We start from the raw sequence: 17689 nt of genomic DNA, 5'->3' as shown, positions 1-17689 counted from the left end.
ATCGGGTATAGTGTAGATACCATTGTCAGACAGGAAGTGAATCGATTGCTCTTTAACGAACCTTTACTCGCCGCCTTGCTCGCGTGGTTCATCGCCCAAGCGGCCAAGCTCGTAACCGAACTCATTAAAACACGAGATTTTGAACTCGAAATCATGTTTGCCTCAGGTGGGATGCCAAGCTCCCACTCCTCGACCGTCGTCGCATTGACGACCGTCATCGGGCGCATCGAAGGACTCGACTCCAGTATGTTCGCCCTCGCCTTGATTTTCGCGACGATCGTCATGTACGACGCGACAGGCGTCCGGCAAGCGGTCGGATTCCAGGCTCGTTTATTGAACGACTATTTCAAAGGCATCAAACATGAGACGCCGATCTTAAATGAGTTGGTCGGTCACACCCCGTTCCAAGTCATTGTCGGTGCCTTGCTCGGTCTCGTCATCGGATTGTTTTTCCCGATTTAATATGAATTGTGGAGGCATGTCGCCCCTTCTTCTCCAAACGCCTCATCTTTTTGTGAACTTTCACAACAGAGACGGTATAGTGAGAGAGAGGAGGAATCGACATGCCTTTTTTGCAGAAATCTTACGAATCGCTCGATACGCTCGCCGAAGCCATCGGACAGGCGATTCGGGCTCCGATCACGATTGAAAATCGCCACCACCAGTTGCTCGCCTATAGCACCCATCCCGACTCGACCGACCCGGCACGAATCGCGACGATTATCGGTCGCCGCGTCCCGGAAGCCGTCATCGAGGATTTATGGGAAAGTGGAATCCTGCAAGAAGTGATCGATTGCGACGAACCGGTCGTCATCCCGGCCCGGATGGCCGTCGGTCTCGGGGAGCGTGCCGCTGTCGTCATCAAGCAACAGGACGATGTGCTCGGTTATATTTGGAGTCTCGCCCGAACGACCCCGTTTTCTGACCAAGAGCTCACCGTGTTGAAAGAAGGGGCAAGTATCGCTAAAAAGCTGCTGATGACCATCGCCATGCATGAACGACGCATCGATGCCGAGCTCGAGCGTTTCTTTTTAGAAGTGTTGGCCACCCCTAACTTGTCGTCCGCTCATCGCGAGCGCTTAGATGAACTCGCCCCAATTGCCGTCGCCAGCCGACTCACAATCATCGAGTGCAGTCAACCGATCACCCCACAGCTGGCGGAACGATTGTTTTACGTCCTCGCGACCCAACAAGCGATTGAGGTCGTGTTACATGCAATCGATGGTCAACAGTTACTCGTCTGGCATTATATGAAATCGGAGTTGGCCGAGGAAGAGACGGCCCTCTTGCAATGGGCCGACCGCTTCGAGACCCAGCTGCGAGATAAATTTAACGAGGTGGAGCCGCGTCTTGGTGTCAGCCGGCGTTTCTTTGAGAGCGACATGTTGTATGCCGCGATGGAAGAGGCACGACGGGTCACATCACTTCGCCGGAAGTTTCCGTATGAACTTGCCACGACGCACACGTTCGAACAGATTGGCATCTATCAACTCGTCCCAGATCTCGCTCGCCGCATCGGGCTGCGACTCGAGACGCATCCGACCATCGAACGTTTGCAAACATATGATGTCGCCCATCATACCGAGCTCGTCACGACGCTCGAATGGTATTTCTATTTTGATGGGAACGTCAAACGTGTCGCATCTCATCTTCATATCCACCCGAACACCGTGCTCTATCGGATTCGACGCATCGAGGAGCTGACGAATATTACGCAAGTCTCCCTTCCCGAACGAGCCGCCGTCTACCTCGCCATCAAGGCTGGCCAATACCGACAAGACGATTAACGTCCACTTTGTGTTTTTTCACAAAGTGGACGTTGTCATTTTTAGAATCCATGCTAAAGACAGCGTTTTCGGATGGGTCTATACTAGAAGTGTGAACAAATTGTGTCAGTAGAGAGAAAGGGGAGCTATACATGAAAATCGGGGTATTGAAAGAGATTAAAAATAACGAGAACCGCGTCGCTTTGACGCCGATGGGTGCATCCATGTTAACAGAACTTGGACATGAGGTACTCGTCGAGACCGAAGCCGGAGTCGGGAGCGGTTTCACGAACATGGAATATATCGATGCCGGGGCGACGATTGTCGATACAGCCGCGGATGTTTGGGGAAACGTCGAATTGGCGTTGAAAGTAAAAGAACCGCAACCATCTGAATACCGTCATTTCCGTCCGGACTTGACGCTCTTCACGTACTTGCACTTGGCGGCCGAACCAGAACTTACGAAAGCACTCGTCGATTCAGGGATGACGGCGATTGCTTACGAGACGGTCGAAGTCGATCGGACGTTACCGCTCCTCACACCGATGAGCGAAGTCGCAGGACGGATGGCCGCCCAAATCGGAGCACAAATCCTTGAAAAGCCACACGGCGGAAAAGGGATTCTGTTGTCTGGCCTGCCTGGTGTACCTCGCGCGAACGTCACCGTTATCGGGGGCGGTGTCGTCGGAATGAACGCAGCTCGCATCGCCATCGGTCTCGGTGCCAACGTCACGATCATGGACATCAGCCCGGCCCGCTTGCGCCAAATCGATGACCAGTTTGGCAATACGATCAACACGCTCATCTCGAACAGCTACAACATCGCCAAACAAGTAGCCGAGAGTGACCTCGTCATCGGGGCCGTCCTCATCCCGGGCGCGAAAGCACCGAAGCTTGTCACAAAAGAAATGGTCCAACAGATGTCACCGGGATCGGTCATCGTCGATGTCGCCATCGACCAAGGCGGGATTTGCGAGACAATCGACCATATTACGACGCATGACGCGCCGACGTATGAGCGTTACGGGGTACAACACTATGCGGTCGCCAACATGCCAGGCGCCGTCCCACGTACGTCAACACTCGGTTTGACGAACGCGACGATGCCATATATCGTCGAGTGTGCACAAAAAGGAATCTTCCCGGCGCTCCGTGAAAACGCCGCCTTGCTCAAAGGCTTGAACGTCATCGACGGGACGGTCACGTACGAGGCTGTCGCGCGTGACCTCGGCTACACGTTCGTCGCGCCTGCTGAAGCGATCACGAAGCAATTACAAGCGTAAACGTCAAGCCGCCAGCTACGATGCTGGCGGCTTTTTGATGTCGTCACCCCATTAAAAACGCTCGAACCGATCGGTTCGAGCGTTTTGTGTATTTATGCGTTCTCGACGGCGATGTCCTCACCGATGATTTTCACTTCAGGCTCAAGCTCAATCTTGAACTTCTCCTTCACGGTCGCTTGGACGTGACGAATGAGCGAGATGTACTCGGTCGCCGTCGCCTCGTCGATATTAACGATGAATCCGGCATGTTTGAGCGAGACTTCCGCTCCACCGATCCGCTTCCCTTGCAGGCCGCAGTCTTGAATCAACTTACCGGCGAAATAACCCGGCGGTCGTTTAAAGACGCTGCCGCATGACGGATATTCGAGCGGTTGTTTCGACTCGCGCTTGTACGTCAAGTCATCCATCACTTCTTTGATCGCCTCGTAGCCGAGCGGTTCGAGTTCGAACGTCGCTTCAAGTACGATCAAGCCCTCTCTCGAGATCCGGCTCGTCCGGTAGTCGAGATCGAGTTCATCTTTCGTGAGCGTCATGAGTTGGCCTTCAGGCGACAACACGACCGCGCTTATGATGACGTCTTTCGTCTCTCCTCCGTAAGCACCTGCGTTCATATACACCGCTCCACCGACCGTTCCCGGGATGCCGCAGGCGAATTCTAAGCCTGATAACTCCTCCGTCAACGCTTGACGCGAGACGTCGATGATGGCCGCGCCAGCTTGAGCGATCAGTTGATTCCCGTCTCGACGAATCGTTTTCAACTCGTTCAAGTTTAAGACGATGCCACGAAGGCCTCCGTCACGGACAATCAAGTTCGATCCAAAGCCAAGAATCATGAACGGCACGCCCTCGCGATGGGCGAGCTCAAGCACGGCTTGAACTTCTTCATACGTGTGCGGGGCCACAAAATAATCGGCCTGCCCACCTAATTTTGTATACGTGTGTGCCGACAGCGGTTCATCTTGCTTCACGCGATCGGCCGGAATGATAGTGAGTAGTTGATCTAAAAAGCTCATGCGTTGCCTCAATCCTTTACGTTCAATTTTAAAGCATGCCTCGGTTCGTCAAGAGAGAGGCAGGCACGTCACTGAATGATTTCAGTACGAAACACAGTATACAAATCTTTGACAGGGGTGACAAGCAACGTTTTCTTTACAATAAAGCAATTAGTTTAGAGCAATAGTGATGTCGCTACCGCTACGACAATCGGAATTGTAAAGTTATCCCAATCTCGATATGAAATCGCTTCTGTTAGCGTAGCGATAATGGAGATAATAAATCCATATGTTACCACTTGCCACAGTGGAATATCATCCCACAAAAATAATAAAAAGAGGACAGCGTATGAACTGAGGAACATGGCCATACTGCCTTGAAACGATCGCTTCTGTCCGTATAGGTCGTACGTCACTGTACCGTATTTGCGTCCGATCAGAGCGGCCAAGCCGTCGCCCCAAGCCAAAACGAGTGATCCCGCTAAAAAGGCGAGCGGCTCGGATTCGAAGAAAAAGTACAGGATGACGAGCAAGGCGATCGGATAATAGACGGTACCGAGTGATTTACGCTCCGTCTGGTGAACCGGTGACGGACTCTTATAAAGAAGGAACGCGTTCGCGAACGTGAAAAAGACGAGCGGAACAGCAGCGATGTACCATGTCTCCATTAACCAGACTGCGAGCAGCGACCAATGACCGACCGCGATATGTACACTCTTACGAATTGTCTCATCCGTCCAGCCGAGGCGTTTGCCAATCTGTTCAAGACCGACGAGAAACACTAGGACAATGACGATGGACAGGATGGAACTGACCCATTCATTCATCGTAGCACCACCTTTATCTACAATTTTTTATACGTTTCCATTATACCTTAATCAGGCGATAGCCTAGCTTCCTTTTCAAACATTTGGTAGAATGAGGTCAAATGACTGTATAGCCAACGGACGTAGGTGGCTATAGAAAGGATGCCTGTATGCGCGACGCAATTTCGATTCAAACTTTGGCTGATTGCCTTCACTATATGCGGGTTGGCGACGTAGACCGGGCCATCTCCCTCTTCCCCGAGGACGTGCGTGAGCATTTCCCGAAAGAACTGCGTAAAATCCATTTGTTTCATATTGAAAAGAACGGATTGTCGATCAATCAAATCGTCGCTTTGGCGAACACGTTGACGGGGGAACATTTATCTGCCACCACGATTCAAAACTGGACGAAACGAGAAGTCCGGAAAATCATCGGCGTGCCTCGGGTTGGCAAAAAATACTCGCTCCAACAAGCGGCCATCATTTATTTACTGGATGACTTGAAGCACTTGTTCTCGCTAGAAGAGACGAGTTCGCTCCTCGCGCTCATTTTCAACAACCCTGATCGTGATGAAGACGACCTCATCTCACCGATCGACTTTTATCGCCTCTACGCCGAGTACGCCAAATCAACGAGCCCCATCGAGCTCCTAGACACCCGTGCGAAGCGTTCGATTGAGAAGATAGGCTACACCCACCCGAACATCTTGCACGTCCTTAAACTCTGTTTATACGCGCACCGCGTGACGACGCTCGAGATTGAGGCCAAACATTATTTGAACCGCTTCATTTGACCTCGTCGAATGGAGCTTTTTTTATAAAAAAACACCAGTCTCGGTGACTGGTGTTCGTCATATTGGTTACACCGATACCGCGATTGGCATCCGTGATTTGACTGTTAACGTTTTAAGGACAGACAACAACTCGAACATCGAGAGTTGATCGGCCTCTTTCGTCAAACAGAAGCAGTCATCCTCTTGTTTGCGAAGTTCCGCTACAAGCTTGCCCGCTTTGTCCCGAACGCTAAACTTATAACGCTCGACATCGTATTGAATCGTATAGAGACCGCGTTCATAGACGTTGTACTCACACTTTTTCCCGAATAACGAGAATTTGTCCTTCAATTGACCGATCGCTTGCCCGTCGTGGTTCATGACGACCCACTTTTGACAGTTCGGGATGTACTTCCCGTGAGCGATTTGACGGCCTGACAAGTTGTGCACTTGAACACTGCCCTCCGCGTCGCGGTGAACAGATCCGATCGCATCATTTGTCTCGTCATAAATGGTTGCTTCGCCTTGCGTAAAGACGCAACCTTTTACATAAATTAATTTGCGCACCGCTTTTCCTCCTAATACGTTCCAACCTTGAATTTGTGTGTGTTTGGTTGGTCTTTCTATGAAACCCCCAAATTGGTACTGTCAGCCGCCTTTTCTCGTTTCAGCGACTACATATTTCATATGACGAAGATGATTATTGCATCGATTGATGAAAAAGACAACCCCTTTTTCTTCGACACAATCCGCCATTCTGTCAAAGTTGTGAACACGCCTCATGTTATCGCTTGAAACCGGCCTCTTTCAGCAGCTGTTCGAGCTCCATTCTTGCAATCAGACGAACTTGATTCGGTTCTGCCAATTCGTACGCACTGTCGGTGTAAGAGGAGTTCGTCACGACCCAGCCTTCGTTCACGCCGTAGTACGGAACGGACGCCGCCACTTGCTGGACCGCTTCGAGTCCGACCGCCTTTTCATACCGTTTTGCTTGGACCGCAATCGTCCATCCGTCTTCTGCTTCAAGGAGCAAGTCCGCCCCGAAATCACGTGACGCCGGTGTCACCGTCACCGTGTAACCGAGTGCGGTGAACACTTCCTCTAAAAATAATTCAAATTCACGACCGTCCATCCGATCGATGCGATCGATCGTCGAGAGACGCATCCGCCAAATGAGCCAGAGCAGACCGACGACTACGCATACGATGATGCTCCAAATCGGCGCGTCCCACCACCATAATCCGAGGGCAATCAACAAGCTGAGCCCCATTCCTTTCACGTCCATCGTCCTCTCTATGTGTGCTTGTCTTCACTTTACCGTTTGAAGGCAGGAAAACAAAGGGGGAGCTGTCGAATGTATTGAAGATGTACCCGTTTGATATAGAGAAGGAGGGATCATCGTTAATGGAGAACCGAGGACATCTCCAAAGCGAACTGCTGCACGCCTTGCCTTACGGTGTAGCATTAATCACGACGGATGGGACGATTGTGCAAGCAAACCGTCCGTTTTTAGAGCAATTCCCTGAAGACTTACAATCGCGATCAAACATCTTTCATATGGTGAACCAGTCACCCATCACGATGGAACTGTCACGACGGATGGAGCAAGGACGCTCTTGGACGTATGAGATGCCGACAATCCGGATTCATGCCATCCCGAACGGCGACGTCTACATCCTCTCAATCGAGCCACTCCCGCTCGATACACGGGTGACGGTGCAACACAACGCGTTCGAGGCGATGATGCACACCGAACTTGATATGGCGATGATCATGACCGATGCGAACCTGTTAATCAGTCGCTTCAATAAAGGCGCGACCGAGCTATTCGGGTATGCGCCGCACGAAGTACTTTATGAAATGACCCCGTTCGGTCTATTCGAGTCAAGAGAACTGAGCGAGAAGCGGACTTATTACCAAGACAAGACGGAGCGATTGTTGTCATTTGAACAGATGCTTCGTGTGGCGTTAGATCGAGGCGACCGTGAATGGAAGTTCCAACGAAAAGACCGGACCCATTTCGTCGGAAAACTGTTCATGCACCCTGTCTATGAACAAGCACGTGTCATCGGCTTTTTCTTTTTCGTATTCGATGTCAGTCCTGAGATGGCGCTGAAAGGCGAGTTACTTCATAAAGAACAGCGTTATCGTATGTTTGCCGAATCAGTCATCGAAGCCGTCCTTTTCCACGAAGGTGGGACGATCTTAGACGCAAACAAGGCCGCCGAGACGATTTTCCGAATCCCGGCCGAACAGATGGTCGGTCGCCAAACAATCGAGTTTATCGCCGAAGGGTACCGGGCCGACGTGTTGCGCCGAATCCGGAACCATATCCAAACACCGTATGAGGTCATCGGTCGTCGTGAGGACGGGACGTTTCTCGAGATGGAAGTGTACCCGAAAGAAGTGACGTTCCAAGGCCAGACGCTCCGCGTCGCCGTCATGCGTGACATCAGCGATCGGAAGAAAGTCGAGCGGATGCTTGAACGGGAGAAGAATGCCATCGCTCGGCAACGGGATATCATCCAATCGATTTTACAGGCATCCAATGAAGCGTTCGTGTTGACCGAGTCGAACGGTAGCGTCCTGTTCATGAACGTACACGCCCGTCGTCTGCTCGACTTACCGGGTATCGCCCCGAATAAGATGCAAGAGCGAATCCCACTCTTGACGACGTTCCATGCGCGCGATCGGACCGAGATGTTGAAAAAAATCGATTTGTTGCTCGACGGCTCGGCTCGCGAAGTGTCGATGCGCTTCTCGATCCCGCAACCGAACGACCGGGACGAACAATATTACGAGATGTATGGGACGGGCATGGACACGAAACGCCAAATCGGAATGGACAGTGGCTTCTTATTCGTGTTCCGTAACCGGACCGAGGAAGAACGGATGGACCAAATTAAAAACGAATTGGTCAGCACCGTGTCACACGAACTGAGAACCCCACTCTCGTCGCTGTCAGGCTATATCGAATTGATGCTCACTCGCGACTTGAACCCGGAGAAGCGCGAGCGCTACTTAAAGACAATGGCGAAAGAAGCGAAGCGCCTGACCGACCTGTTGAACGATTTTCTCGACATTCAACGGATGGAAGACGGCAATCAAGAGTATAAAAAAGATCACTTTATCTTAAACGTACTCGTCCGTGAGGTCGTCGAACGATTCCGCGAGACGAGCAATCACTCGATTCATTTCGATGATGCCGATGAATCGCTTCACCTGATCGCCGATAAAGATCGCATCGAGCAAGTCATCATCAACCTGCTCTCGAACGCGATCAAATACTCGCCTCATCACCATGAAGTCGAGGTACGGGTCCGCCGTGAACAGAACCAAGCCCACGTCTCCATTCAAGACTTCGGCATCGGGATTCCCGAGCATGCGTTTGACGAATTATTCAAGAAATTTTATCGCGTCGATAACTCAGATACGCGCCAAATCGGTGGAACCGGACTCGGTTTATCGATTTGTAAGGAGATTATCGAATCACACGGCGGTAGTATCGAGGTCGAGTCGAGTGTAGGAGTTGGCTCGACATTCACGTTCACGTTGGACTTAGCGGAGGAGACACCATGAACCATTACGCTTTCACCGGTTTCCCCGGCTTTTTAGCCGGGAAGATGATTACACATCTCGCGTCATTGCCGCATCAAATCGGGACGATTTACGCGCTCCACCTCCCGACCGAACGTTCTGGTGCACTCGCTTTAAAACAGGAGCTATTGGATACCACGTCGTTACGAGACGACCAGCTCGTGCTCGTCGAGGCCGATATCACACTGCCGGAAGTCGTGCTCGATCCAATCATGCGCTCTGTCATCGAGCGTGAAGTGAACTATGTGTTCCATTTGGCCGCCGCCTACGATTTGAGCATCCCGTATGACGTCGGGTATCGCATCAACCTGCTCGGGACGAAACACATCACTTCGCTCGCGAAACGGGCCCTACATTTGAAGCGCTACGTCTACTTCAGCACCGCCTACGTGTCCGGGCGGCGTCAAGGCACCGTCTACGAAAATGAGTTGTGGCACCGCGTCCGCTTTAAAAACCATTATGAGGCGACGAAGTATGAAGCCGAGGCCATCGTCTCGCGCGAGCTCGGCTCGATGCCTGTGACCATCATCCGTCCCGGCATCGTCATCGGCCATAGCCAGACGGGCGAGACGAAAAAATTTGACGGCGTCTACTTCGTCTTGAAACTGATGGACCAGCTCCGCCAAGCGGCGCCGCTGCCGTACATCGGTCGCCAAAACATCGAAGTGAATCTCGTCCCGTACGATTACGTCGTCGAGGCGACCGCTTATCTCGCCCACGCCCCGGTCGGTTTAAAGCGGACGTTCCATTTGACGGACCCGTTCCCACACGGCGCACGCGAAGTGTACCGCATGATTCACGAAGCGATGTTCGATCGGCCACCACGCGGGACGATCCCGCATACGGTCGCCGAGACCGGTTTTTCGGCATTACACCTATCAGAACGTTACGGTGTTCCGCGCGAGCTGCTCGCCTACTTCAAACATCAAGTCCATTTCGATACGACCCAGACGCTCCGCGCACTGAGTGGGACAGATATCGTCTGTCCCGACTTGAAAGACTACTTGCCGAAGGTCGTGTCCTATTACGAGACACACAAAAAGCCCTAACAGGGCTTTTTGTGTGTCATCCGATTAACAGCTTCTCTTTTGGATAGCGAATCTTCCGGTCCATTTGTCGCGCGACCGTGAATAGAATCGTCAATGATCCGACGCGTCCGAGTAACATCATGAACATGATGAAGCTCTTCCCTGCACCGTTCAGTTCCGCTGTGATCCCGAGCGATAACCCGACCGTCCCGAACGCCGACACCGTCTCAAACAAGAGTGCCGTTGCCGGAATGTGCCCGTTCGTCAAAATGGTCAGCGCGGTGATCAATAAGATAAAGAAGAAACTTGTAATGGCCACCATATATGCTTTTTTGATTTGGAACGCATCAATCGTCCGTTCCAAGATGACCGTCTCTTTTTTGCCGACGATGAACGCCCACATATCCGCCAAGATGACGGCCACGGTCGTCACTTTGATTCCGGACCCGGTAGAAGCGGCCCCCGCTCCGATGTACATGAGAATCAAGATGGCGCCGATGGAGACAGGAGCCATCATCGAGATATCAATCGTGTTGAAGCCGGCTGTCCGTGTCGTCACCGCCTGGAAAAAGGTGACGTGCAACGCTTCACCGAACGGGCGACCATATAAGCTCCCTTCAGCCGATACCCACTCGAACAGCATAAGTGCGAACCAGGCAATCCCGTTGACGATGGCGAGCGAGGCGATCATAATTTTCGAATGGAGCGCGAGCCGTTTCCAACGTTTCACCTCGGTCGCGTCCGCGATTGTCGTAAATCCGAGACCCCCGACCATCAAAAGGACGGCAATCGTGACGACGATGGCCGTATTTTGTTCGAACTGCATCAAACTGTCGGGCCAAAGCGCGAACCCGGCGTTGTTGAACGCCGACACCGCATGGAAGAAGCCATAATAAAGCGCCTCGCCAAAACGATAATCACCGGTGCTGTACAGTTCGAATGTCAAAAACAGCATGCCGATAAATTGGACGATAAGTGTCGTAAAGACGATGTTGCGGACGAGACGGACCGTGCCCCCGGGCCCCGACAAGTTGAGCGACTCTTGGAGAAGGATCCGCTGTTTCAAGCCGATTTTCTTGCCGAGCACACTGAGCAACATGAGGGCGACCGTCATGAAACCTAACCCGCCGATTTGAATCAACGCGACGATGACGAGCTCCCCGAACGTGTTGAAGGAAGAACCGATATCAATTGTCGATAATCCTGTTACTGTGCCGGCCGACGTTGCGATAAATAGACAGTCAATCCACGACACGGGCTGCGTCTGTGCGAATGGCATATAAAGTAATGTCGCCCCCGTCAAGATGGCGAGCAAAAATCCTGTCGCGATAAAACGGGCCGGCTTCTCAAACACAAGCCGGTACAGCGCTTCAATCCGCTTTAAGCGCATCTCACGCACGGTCAATCGATGTCGCATCTCGCAATCTCCTTCGCATCAAGTTTTCTAAGGCTCATATTACTCCTCACGTTTAAAATTGCCAACTAGAAAAATGAATCACTAACTGTTCGTTCGATTTTTTGGTAATATGAGAGATAGACTTTTAGATAGTTGAGGAGGTTGAATGAAACCGTGGACCCTAGTACGGTGGATCATTCGCTAACGGATGTCTCGCGAAGGTTGGAGCGTCAGTCACAATGTATGCCCGCCCATCTTTATTTCCAACTTGAAGAACTGCTGCATTGGTCACTCGATCAAGAAGTTGTGAATCAATTGTACGCATTATTAAAAAAATACGACGTGTTAACCGATATAGAGCGTGAAGAACGAAATATCAGCATCCAACTGCTGATTGACGAAAACGGCGCTTAACCATCGGGAACGCATTTGCGGGAGACGAGTTAAGTCTCTCGCTTTTTTTGTCTCCCGATCTCTTTAGAAAGGTGGAAAACATAGACATGGATGTCGTCACTTTAATAGGACTTTTACTCGGTTTCTTCACGCTTATAGGTGGAATGATTTTGAAAGGCGCGGGGGTCGCCCCGCTCATCAACCCGGCAGCACTCGTCATCATTTTTGTCGGTACAGCCGCCGCGGTCAGTATCGCCGTATCAAAAGAACAATTACAAACGGTACCGCAACTCTTTAAAATTTTATTCAAGAAGCAAGAGTTGCCGAGTAAAGCTGGACTGTTGACACAATTCGTCGATTTATCGACGCAAGCACGTAAAGAAGGACTGTTATCGCTTGAGACTGCCTTAGAACAAGTCGAAGAACCGTTCTTGAAACAAGGCATGATGATGGTCATCGATGGCCAACCGTCCGAGTACATCGCCGAAGTGATGTCTCGTGATATCGAGAATATGGAAATACGTCATAAAGCGAACGCCGATGTGTTCACGCAAGCGGGTACCTACGCCCCGACACTCGGAGTACTCGGGGCCGTAATCGGACTCGTCGCCGCACTAAAAGATTTATCGGACATCGATAAACTCGGATATGCCATCTCAGCCGCCTTCGTCGCGACGTTGTTCGGTATTTTCAGTGGGTATGTCTTGTGGTTCCCATTCGCCAACAAGTTAAAGCAATATTCGAAGAGCGAAGTCGTCGTCAAAGAAATGATGATTGAAGGGATTTTATCCATCCAAGGCGGAGAATCACCAAAGACGTTAGAAGATAAGTTAGCCGTGTATTTGTCTCCAAAGGAGCGAGCGACCTATGAAGCGCAAAAAGAAGCATGATCATGAAGAACATATCCCTGAAGGCTGGCTCATCCCTTATGCCGATCTCCTGACGCTTCTGCTCGCTTTGTTTATCGTCTTGTTCGCCTCAAGTAACGTCGACCAGACAAAACTCGAAAAGATGTCCCAGTCTTTTAGTCAAGTGTTCTCGGGCGGGACGAGCGTGTTTCAAGCCTCAACCGCCTCGAATAGCGATATTAGCCGCACGACTAAAACGGACACGACTTCGAACCCACGGACATACGAACTCGCCAAACTTGATGAGCTGAAAGAAGAGGTCAATCAATACATTCAAAAGAATGGACTCGAGGATGAAATCAAAGCGACCATTAACTCGAGCGGTCTCGTCTTAACGATTCAGGACCGAGCTCTGTTCAGTATGGGGGAAGCGACACTCGACGCCGATGCTAGAGCGGTCGCCCGTTCTATCAGCGGGATTCTCGAACAAGCCGGCAATCGTGAAATCGTCGTATCGGGTCATACGGATAACATCCCGATTAACACGGCCCGTTTCCCGTCGAACTGGGAACTCAGTTCGGCCCGGGCCACGGCTTTCATGCGTGGTTTGTTGACGAACGACGCCTTGAACCCTAGCCAATTCACACTTGCGAGCTACGGAGAATATAAACCAATTGCGACGAACGACACGGAAGACGGACGTTCAAAAAACCGCCGCGTCGAAGTGTTGATTAAACCACTCGTCGATTTATCAGAAGGATCACCTAAAATGATTGAAACGATCGTCTTGCCATAAAAAAATCCCACTCTGTCGAGAGTGGGATTTTTCGTTAACGGGTCCATTCAAAGTATTTGCGGGACAAATCCGTGAGTGGGCTGTTGAACAAGCGCTTCCGCCAATAAAGGTCGGACACTTTTTTCACGGCCTCGCTCCGCGATGGATACGGATAAATCATGCGTGATAGTTTGCCGATCTTATCGCCCCGCTGCATCGCATAGACGACAATTTGCATCCAATCCCCGGCCGTCATTCCGACCGCGTGTCCGCCGATGATTTTGCCGTTCTTCCGGGTGATGATTTTGACGAATCCTGTTTCTTGACGATCCGCGACGAACCGATCGACATCGGACAGTTTTGCTTCAAACACCTCGACGTCGTCGCCGTGACGCTCACGTGCCTCGGCCTCGGTCATGCCGACGTGGAATACTTCCGGTTCGGTGAACGTAATCCACGGCATTTTCGTGTAGTCGACCTTGTTCCAAAGTCCGAACAAGGCGTTCGCCACGACCGCCTTCCCTTCTTCTCCGGCCGCGTGGGTGAACGGTAACGTCTTGATCGTATCGCCGATCGCAAAAATATGCGGTTGGGACGTCCGATATGTCGAAGAGACATCGATATATCCGTCTTTCACATTCACATGGGCCCGGTCGAGCCGTAATTCATCGATTCGCGGTTTACGCCCCGTCGCCATGAGCAGTTTGTCGGCCTCATACGTTACGGTCTCGCCATCGACTTCAGTCGTGACGTGAATACGTCCCCCCGCTTCTGCAATCTGCTTCACCTTCACCCCGATTTTAAGGCGCATCGCCATCTCGAGCTGTGAGCGGAGCAACTTGCTGACAGACTCGTCTTCTTTCGGCAAGAATGTGTCCTGTGCCTCGAGCACGGTCACTTGGCTTCCGAGACGAGCGAACGATTGGGCAAGTTCAAGTCCGACCGTACCGGCACCGATAACGATAATACTTTCTGGCAACGTCTCTTCTTCAAAGACTTGTTCATTCGTTAAGTACGGCACACTGTCCAAGCCATCAATCGGCGGCACCGTCGGTTTCGACCCGGTCGCGATGACGAATTTTTTCCCAATCAATAAGTCGTCTCCGACTTTAAGTTCATACGGGCTTTGGAATGACGCCTCGCCGATATACACATCGACACCAAGTTTTTCGAAACGCTCCGTGCCGTCATGATCTTGGATGATGGCACGAGCACGATCGACACGCGCCTTCGTCGTCTGGTAATGGTCGCGGCCGTCAAACTCAGCTCCGAGCACACGGGCCGCCTGCATCATGCTACTCGCTTCTTTCGAAGCGGCAATCAGCGCTTTCGACGGGACACATCCGACGTGTAGACAGTCACCACCAAGGTGCTTTTTCTTTTCAACCAAGGCGACTTTTGCACCTAAGTTGGCGGCACCAGCCGCGACCGTCATTCCAGCCGCGCCACCACCGATCACAATCAACTGATAATCCTTCATCTCATCAACCTCCGATAGCGTTCACTTACATCTTGCATCCGGTTCCGGTTCACCCCAAAATCAGAATGGCCAAGTCGTGATGCCGAGCGAAATTCAATTTGTCTCGTCTCATCGTCGAATCGGAATTCAACGTCATCCTTAAAGCGCATCAATTTCGACGTGACGACATAATGGAGCGTGTCATCGGTCTCCTTGACGAGCTCGGTCCGAGGCAGTTGCCCCATGACCATCTTTATTGTCTCGATGCTCTCAGCGCGGTCTCCCCTGTATGGGAGCGGGTCCATGCGCAGCGCTTCGATTGTTGTTTCGGTCGAGACAGCGTTCGGACTACCTTTTAACGGTTTCAACGGTTTCGTTGCCACAAAAAAACCTCCCTCATTCTACATACAATTACATGTATCCTGAATTCGGGAAGTTTAACCCTTTTAATGCAGTTCACTCGGGTCAAGTGGTAATAAAACGGTCACCGTCGTCCCATGACCGACTTCACTTTCGATGACGAGCTTCCCTTCGTGCGCCTCAATCAACTCTTTGGCGATGGCGAGACCAAGACCACTGCTTCCTTTCGTCACTTGTGCCTGATAGAACATTTCCGTGATGCGCTGCAGATGCTCCCGTGAGATACCAGGCCCCTCATCAATGATTGAGATGAACGCGACCCGTTCCGACTGAACAAAGCGTACCGTCAACGTCCCACCTTCCGGCGAGAAGCGAATCGCGTTCTCGAGCAAGTTCAAAAATACTTGTTTCAACCGGTTCTCATCAAACAGACCGATCGATTTTTGCGGGTACCGTTCGATGAGCGTGATCTGTTTGTCTTCGAGCGACTGTTTCAACTGAATTGTCACTTTCCGTAACAGCGATACGAGATCGAGTTCTTGCCGATACAAGACGAGACGGCTCTCTTCGATTTTTGTGTAATCGAGCAACTGCTCGACGAGCCCGATCATCCGCTCTGTCTCCGAGTGAATGATGCTCAAACCGAGTTCGGTCTCATCCGATACTTTCTCGTCCCCGCCGCGAATCGTTTCGGTCCATCCTTTGATTGAAGTGAGCGGTGTCCGCAACTCGTGCGACACGTTTGATAGAAATTCATTTCGCGTCGACTGGTGCTGCTGTACTTTTGCCCCTAAATACGTGAGTGTCCGAGCCAGTGCCCCGAGCTCATGTTTTTCATTGGAATAGACTTCGACGTCGAAATCACCTTGCGCCATCTCATCGGCCGTTTCAATGATGTCCCGAATCGGTCGTACGAAGCGGTCTGCAATCCGAATGACGGCATAGAGTGCGACCAGCCAAATCAAAACCCCAATCATGACAACAGCCATCCAAATCTCACGGATTAACGTGTCGAGATCGGCGAGCGGTCGCGTGAAGCTGATGGCGAACTCACTTGTGCCGTCCGTCATAATGGGACTCGTCACCGACAAGTAGTGGTTCCCTTCCGCATCGTAATCTTGGACGACGGACTCGCCGCGTGCGAGGTCTTGCAATTGTTCCGGCGTGAAAGCCGACTGTTGCACACGTTGTCCCGTCGTTTTTATAATTTGACCGGCGCGGTCGACAATCGTCAAATCGGTGCCGGGATACCCGAACGTCCGGACGAGAACCGAGAACGCGCTCGGTGTCTCAAAACCGACCTGCGCCTGCGGATAGAGATAGGCACTCGTCGTCGCATGGCTAAGTAAGGCCTCTGATTCATATTCATAGTAGTAGCGGTACGTTCCGTACGACAAGACGCTCATGAGCAAGACGAGCACGAGCGTCATGACGAGCATAATCCGAATGACGAGCTGTTGCTTCATCCGTCATGTCTCCGCCATTTGTACCCGTGTCCCCAAAGCGTCTCGATATAAGCCGGATGACTCGGGTCGTCTTCAATTTTTTGACGGAGACGACGAATATTGACGTCGACCGTCTTTCTGTCTCCGAAGTAATTGATGCCCCAAACAGCATCCAACAACGCGTCACGCGATAAGACGACTTCCTCGTTTTGAACGAGATGACAAATCAAATCGTATTCGGTCGGGGTCAAATCGATGGACTGTCCATACTTCGTCACTTGCTTCGCCGCCAAATCGATCGCGAACGGCCCTGACTTCAATCGTTTCTTCTCTTTACGTTTCACTTTCTCGACACGTCGGAGGAGCGCTTGAATCCGTGCGACGAGCTCACCCGGACTGAACGGCTTGGCGATATAGTCGTCCGCCCCTCTGCCCAGTCCCTCGATTTTATCTTCTTCGAGTGTGCGCGCCGTCAGCATGATGATGCCGACGTTCTCATCTAAGTCGCGAATGGCCGCACAAGCTTCGAACCCGTCCATCTCGGGCATCATCACATCCAATAACACGATATCAAACGGTTCACGATCGAACGCCGTGACCGCCTCGCGTCCGTTCGTCGCCTCAAAGACGTCAAATCCGGCTCGCTTTAAATTAACGATGATAAAGCTGCGAATCGCATGCTCATCTTCGGCTACTAATATTCGATTCATCATTCCACCTCTTCTGAAGTTCACTACTTCTTAATAGTTACGTTTTTGCGACAAGGTT

At 51.5% G+C, this 17689-nt stretch carries 18 protein-coding genes; 9 read left to right on the top strand and 9 right to left on the bottom strand.

Annotated features, from left to right (window positions below; all coding sequences use genetic code 11):
- The first annotated feature begins 36 nt into the window (after positions 1-36).
- From EVJ33_RS04260 to ald, 3 genes are all read left to right on the top strand, one after another.
- Positions 37-462: a divergent PAP2 family protein gene (locus EVJ33_RS04260; RefSeq protein WP_131434844.1), complete on the top strand. Its 426-nt coding sequence runs from the start codon at positions 37-39 to the stop codon at positions 460-462.
- Positions 463-563: 101 nt separating this feature from the next.
- The gene (locus EVJ33_RS04255; protein WP_131434742.1) at positions 564-1787 is read left to right on the top strand and encodes a PucR family transcriptional regulator; all 1224 of its coding nucleotides are present in this window, start codon (positions 564-566) and stop codon (positions 1785-1787) included.
- A gap of 131 nt (positions 1788-1918) precedes the next feature.
- On the top strand, positions 1919-3049 hold the full coding sequence (gene ald, locus EVJ33_RS04250; protein WP_131434741.1) for an alanine dehydrogenase: 1131 nt from the start codon (positions 1919-1921) through the stop codon (positions 3047-3049).
- Positions 3050-3141: 92 nt separating this feature from the next.
- Here the strand turns inward: ald and murB are convergent, their stop codons facing one another.
- Positions 3142-4062 carry a UDP-N-acetylmuramate dehydrogenase gene (murB, locus tag EVJ33_RS04245; RefSeq protein WP_131434740.1) on the bottom strand — a complete coding sequence of 307 codons (921 nt, stop codon included), beginning with the start codon at positions 4060-4062 and terminating at the stop codon, positions 3142-3144.
- 155 nt (positions 4063-4217) lie between these two features.
- Positions 4218-4868 carry a diacylglycerol/polyprenol kinase family protein gene (locus tag EVJ33_RS04240; RefSeq protein ID WP_131434738.1) on the bottom strand — a complete coding sequence of 217 codons (651 nt, stop codon included), beginning with the start codon at positions 4866-4868 and terminating at the stop codon, positions 4218-4220.
- Positions 4869-5017: 149 nt separating this feature from the next.
- On the opposite strand from EVJ33_RS04240, the gene EVJ33_RS04235 reads away from it, so the two are divergent.
- Entirely contained in the window at positions 5018-5641 is a 624-nt protein-coding gene (locus tag EVJ33_RS04235) for a DUF1836 domain-containing protein (protein ID WP_131434737.1), read from the top strand.
- A gap of 66 nt (positions 5642-5707) precedes the next feature.
- On the opposite strand, the gene EVJ33_RS04230 is transcribed toward EVJ33_RS04235, so the two are convergent.
- Positions 5708-6187, bottom strand: a complete 480-nt coding sequence (locus EVJ33_RS04230) for an LURP-one-related family protein (RefSeq protein ID WP_034780813.1) — start codon at positions 6185-6187, stop codon at positions 5708-5710.
- Positions 6188-6404: 217 nt separating this feature from the next.
- Complete coding sequence (locus EVJ33_RS04225) at positions 6405-6905, bottom strand: restriction endonuclease (RefSeq protein ID WP_236634527.1); 501 nt, start codon at positions 6903-6905, stop codon at positions 6405-6407.
- A 119-nt stretch (positions 6906-7024) separates the two neighbouring features.
- On the opposite strand from EVJ33_RS04225, the gene EVJ33_RS04220 reads away from it, so the two are divergent.
- Together EVJ33_RS04220 and EVJ33_RS04215 are read left to right on the top strand one after the other, a co-directional pair.
- Complete coding sequence (locus EVJ33_RS04220; RefSeq protein ID WP_161566892.1) at positions 7025-9199, top strand: PAS domain-containing sensor histidine kinase; 2175 nt, start codon at positions 7025-7027, stop codon at positions 9197-9199.
- The gene (locus tag EVJ33_RS04215; protein ID WP_131434735.1) at positions 9196-10266 is read left to right on the top strand and encodes an SDR family oxidoreductase; all 1071 of its coding nucleotides are present in this window, start codon (positions 9196-9198) and stop codon (positions 10264-10266) included. The genes EVJ33_RS04220 and EVJ33_RS04215 overlap by 4 nt, the downstream gene beginning before the upstream one ends.
- Before the next feature lie 16 nt (positions 10267-10282).
- On the opposite strand, the gene EVJ33_RS04210 is transcribed toward EVJ33_RS04215, so the two are convergent.
- Positions 10283-11662 (bottom strand): TrkH family potassium uptake protein, encoded by a 1380-nt coding sequence (locus EVJ33_RS04210; RefSeq protein WP_131434734.1) that lies wholly within the window; start codon positions 11660-11662, stop codon positions 10283-10285.
- Positions 11663-11815: 153 nt separating this feature from the next.
- Here EVJ33_RS04210 and EVJ33_RS04205 point away from each other — a divergent pair, with 153 nt between their 5' ends.
- The 3 genes from EVJ33_RS04205 (at position 11816) to EVJ33_RS04195 (ending at position 13678) form a co-directional block, all read left to right on the top strand.
- Complete coding sequence (locus EVJ33_RS04205) at positions 11816-12055, top strand: hypothetical protein (protein WP_131434840.1); 240 nt, start codon at positions 11816-11818, stop codon at positions 12053-12055.
- An 86-nt stretch (positions 12056-12141) separates the two neighbouring features.
- The gene (motA, locus tag EVJ33_RS04200) at positions 12142-12924 is read left to right on the top strand and encodes a flagellar motor stator protein MotA (RefSeq protein WP_131434733.1); all 783 of its coding nucleotides are present in this window, start codon (positions 12142-12144) and stop codon (positions 12922-12924) included.
- The gene (locus EVJ33_RS04195) at positions 12902-13678 is read left to right on the top strand and encodes a flagellar motor protein MotB (RefSeq protein ID WP_131434732.1); all 777 of its coding nucleotides are present in this window, start codon (positions 12902-12904) and stop codon (positions 13676-13678) included. Before motA ends, EVJ33_RS04195 begins: the two co-directional genes overlap by 23 nt.
- A 34-nt stretch (positions 13679-13712) precedes the next feature.
- Here EVJ33_RS04195 and EVJ33_RS04190 read toward each other — a convergent pair whose 3' ends face one another.
- From EVJ33_RS04190 to EVJ33_RS04175, 4 genes are all read right to left on the bottom strand, one after another.
- Positions 13713-15137 carry a dihydrolipoyl dehydrogenase family protein gene (locus tag EVJ33_RS04190; protein WP_131434731.1) on the bottom strand — a complete coding sequence of 475 codons (1425 nt, stop codon included), beginning with the start codon at positions 15135-15137 and terminating at the stop codon, positions 13713-13715.
- A complete protein-coding gene (locus EVJ33_RS04185; protein ID WP_131434730.1) occupies positions 15134-15499 on the bottom strand; it encodes a DUF1499 domain-containing protein in 366 nt (121 codons plus the stop codon). The genes EVJ33_RS04190 and EVJ33_RS04185 overlap by 4 nt, the downstream gene beginning before the upstream one ends.
- Positions 15500-15562: 63 nt before the next feature.
- Entirely contained in the window at positions 15563-16942 is a 1380-nt protein-coding gene (locus EVJ33_RS04180) for a sensor histidine kinase (protein ID WP_131434729.1), read from the bottom strand.
- Positions 16939-17631 (bottom strand): response regulator transcription factor, encoded by a 693-nt coding sequence (locus EVJ33_RS04175; RefSeq protein WP_131434727.1) that lies wholly within the window; start codon positions 17629-17631, stop codon positions 16939-16941. Before EVJ33_RS04175 ends, EVJ33_RS04180 begins: the two co-directional genes overlap by 4 nt.
- Between the last annotated feature and the right edge of the window lie 58 nt (positions 17632-17689).

Source organism: Exiguobacterium sp. SL-10 (assembly GCF_004337025.1).
GTDB lineage: Bacteria > Bacillota > Bacilli > Exiguobacteriales > Exiguobacteriaceae > Exiguobacterium.
The sequence above is the reverse complement of the archived record's forward strand: the minus strand, read 5'-3'. Positions and strand labels throughout refer to the sequence as shown.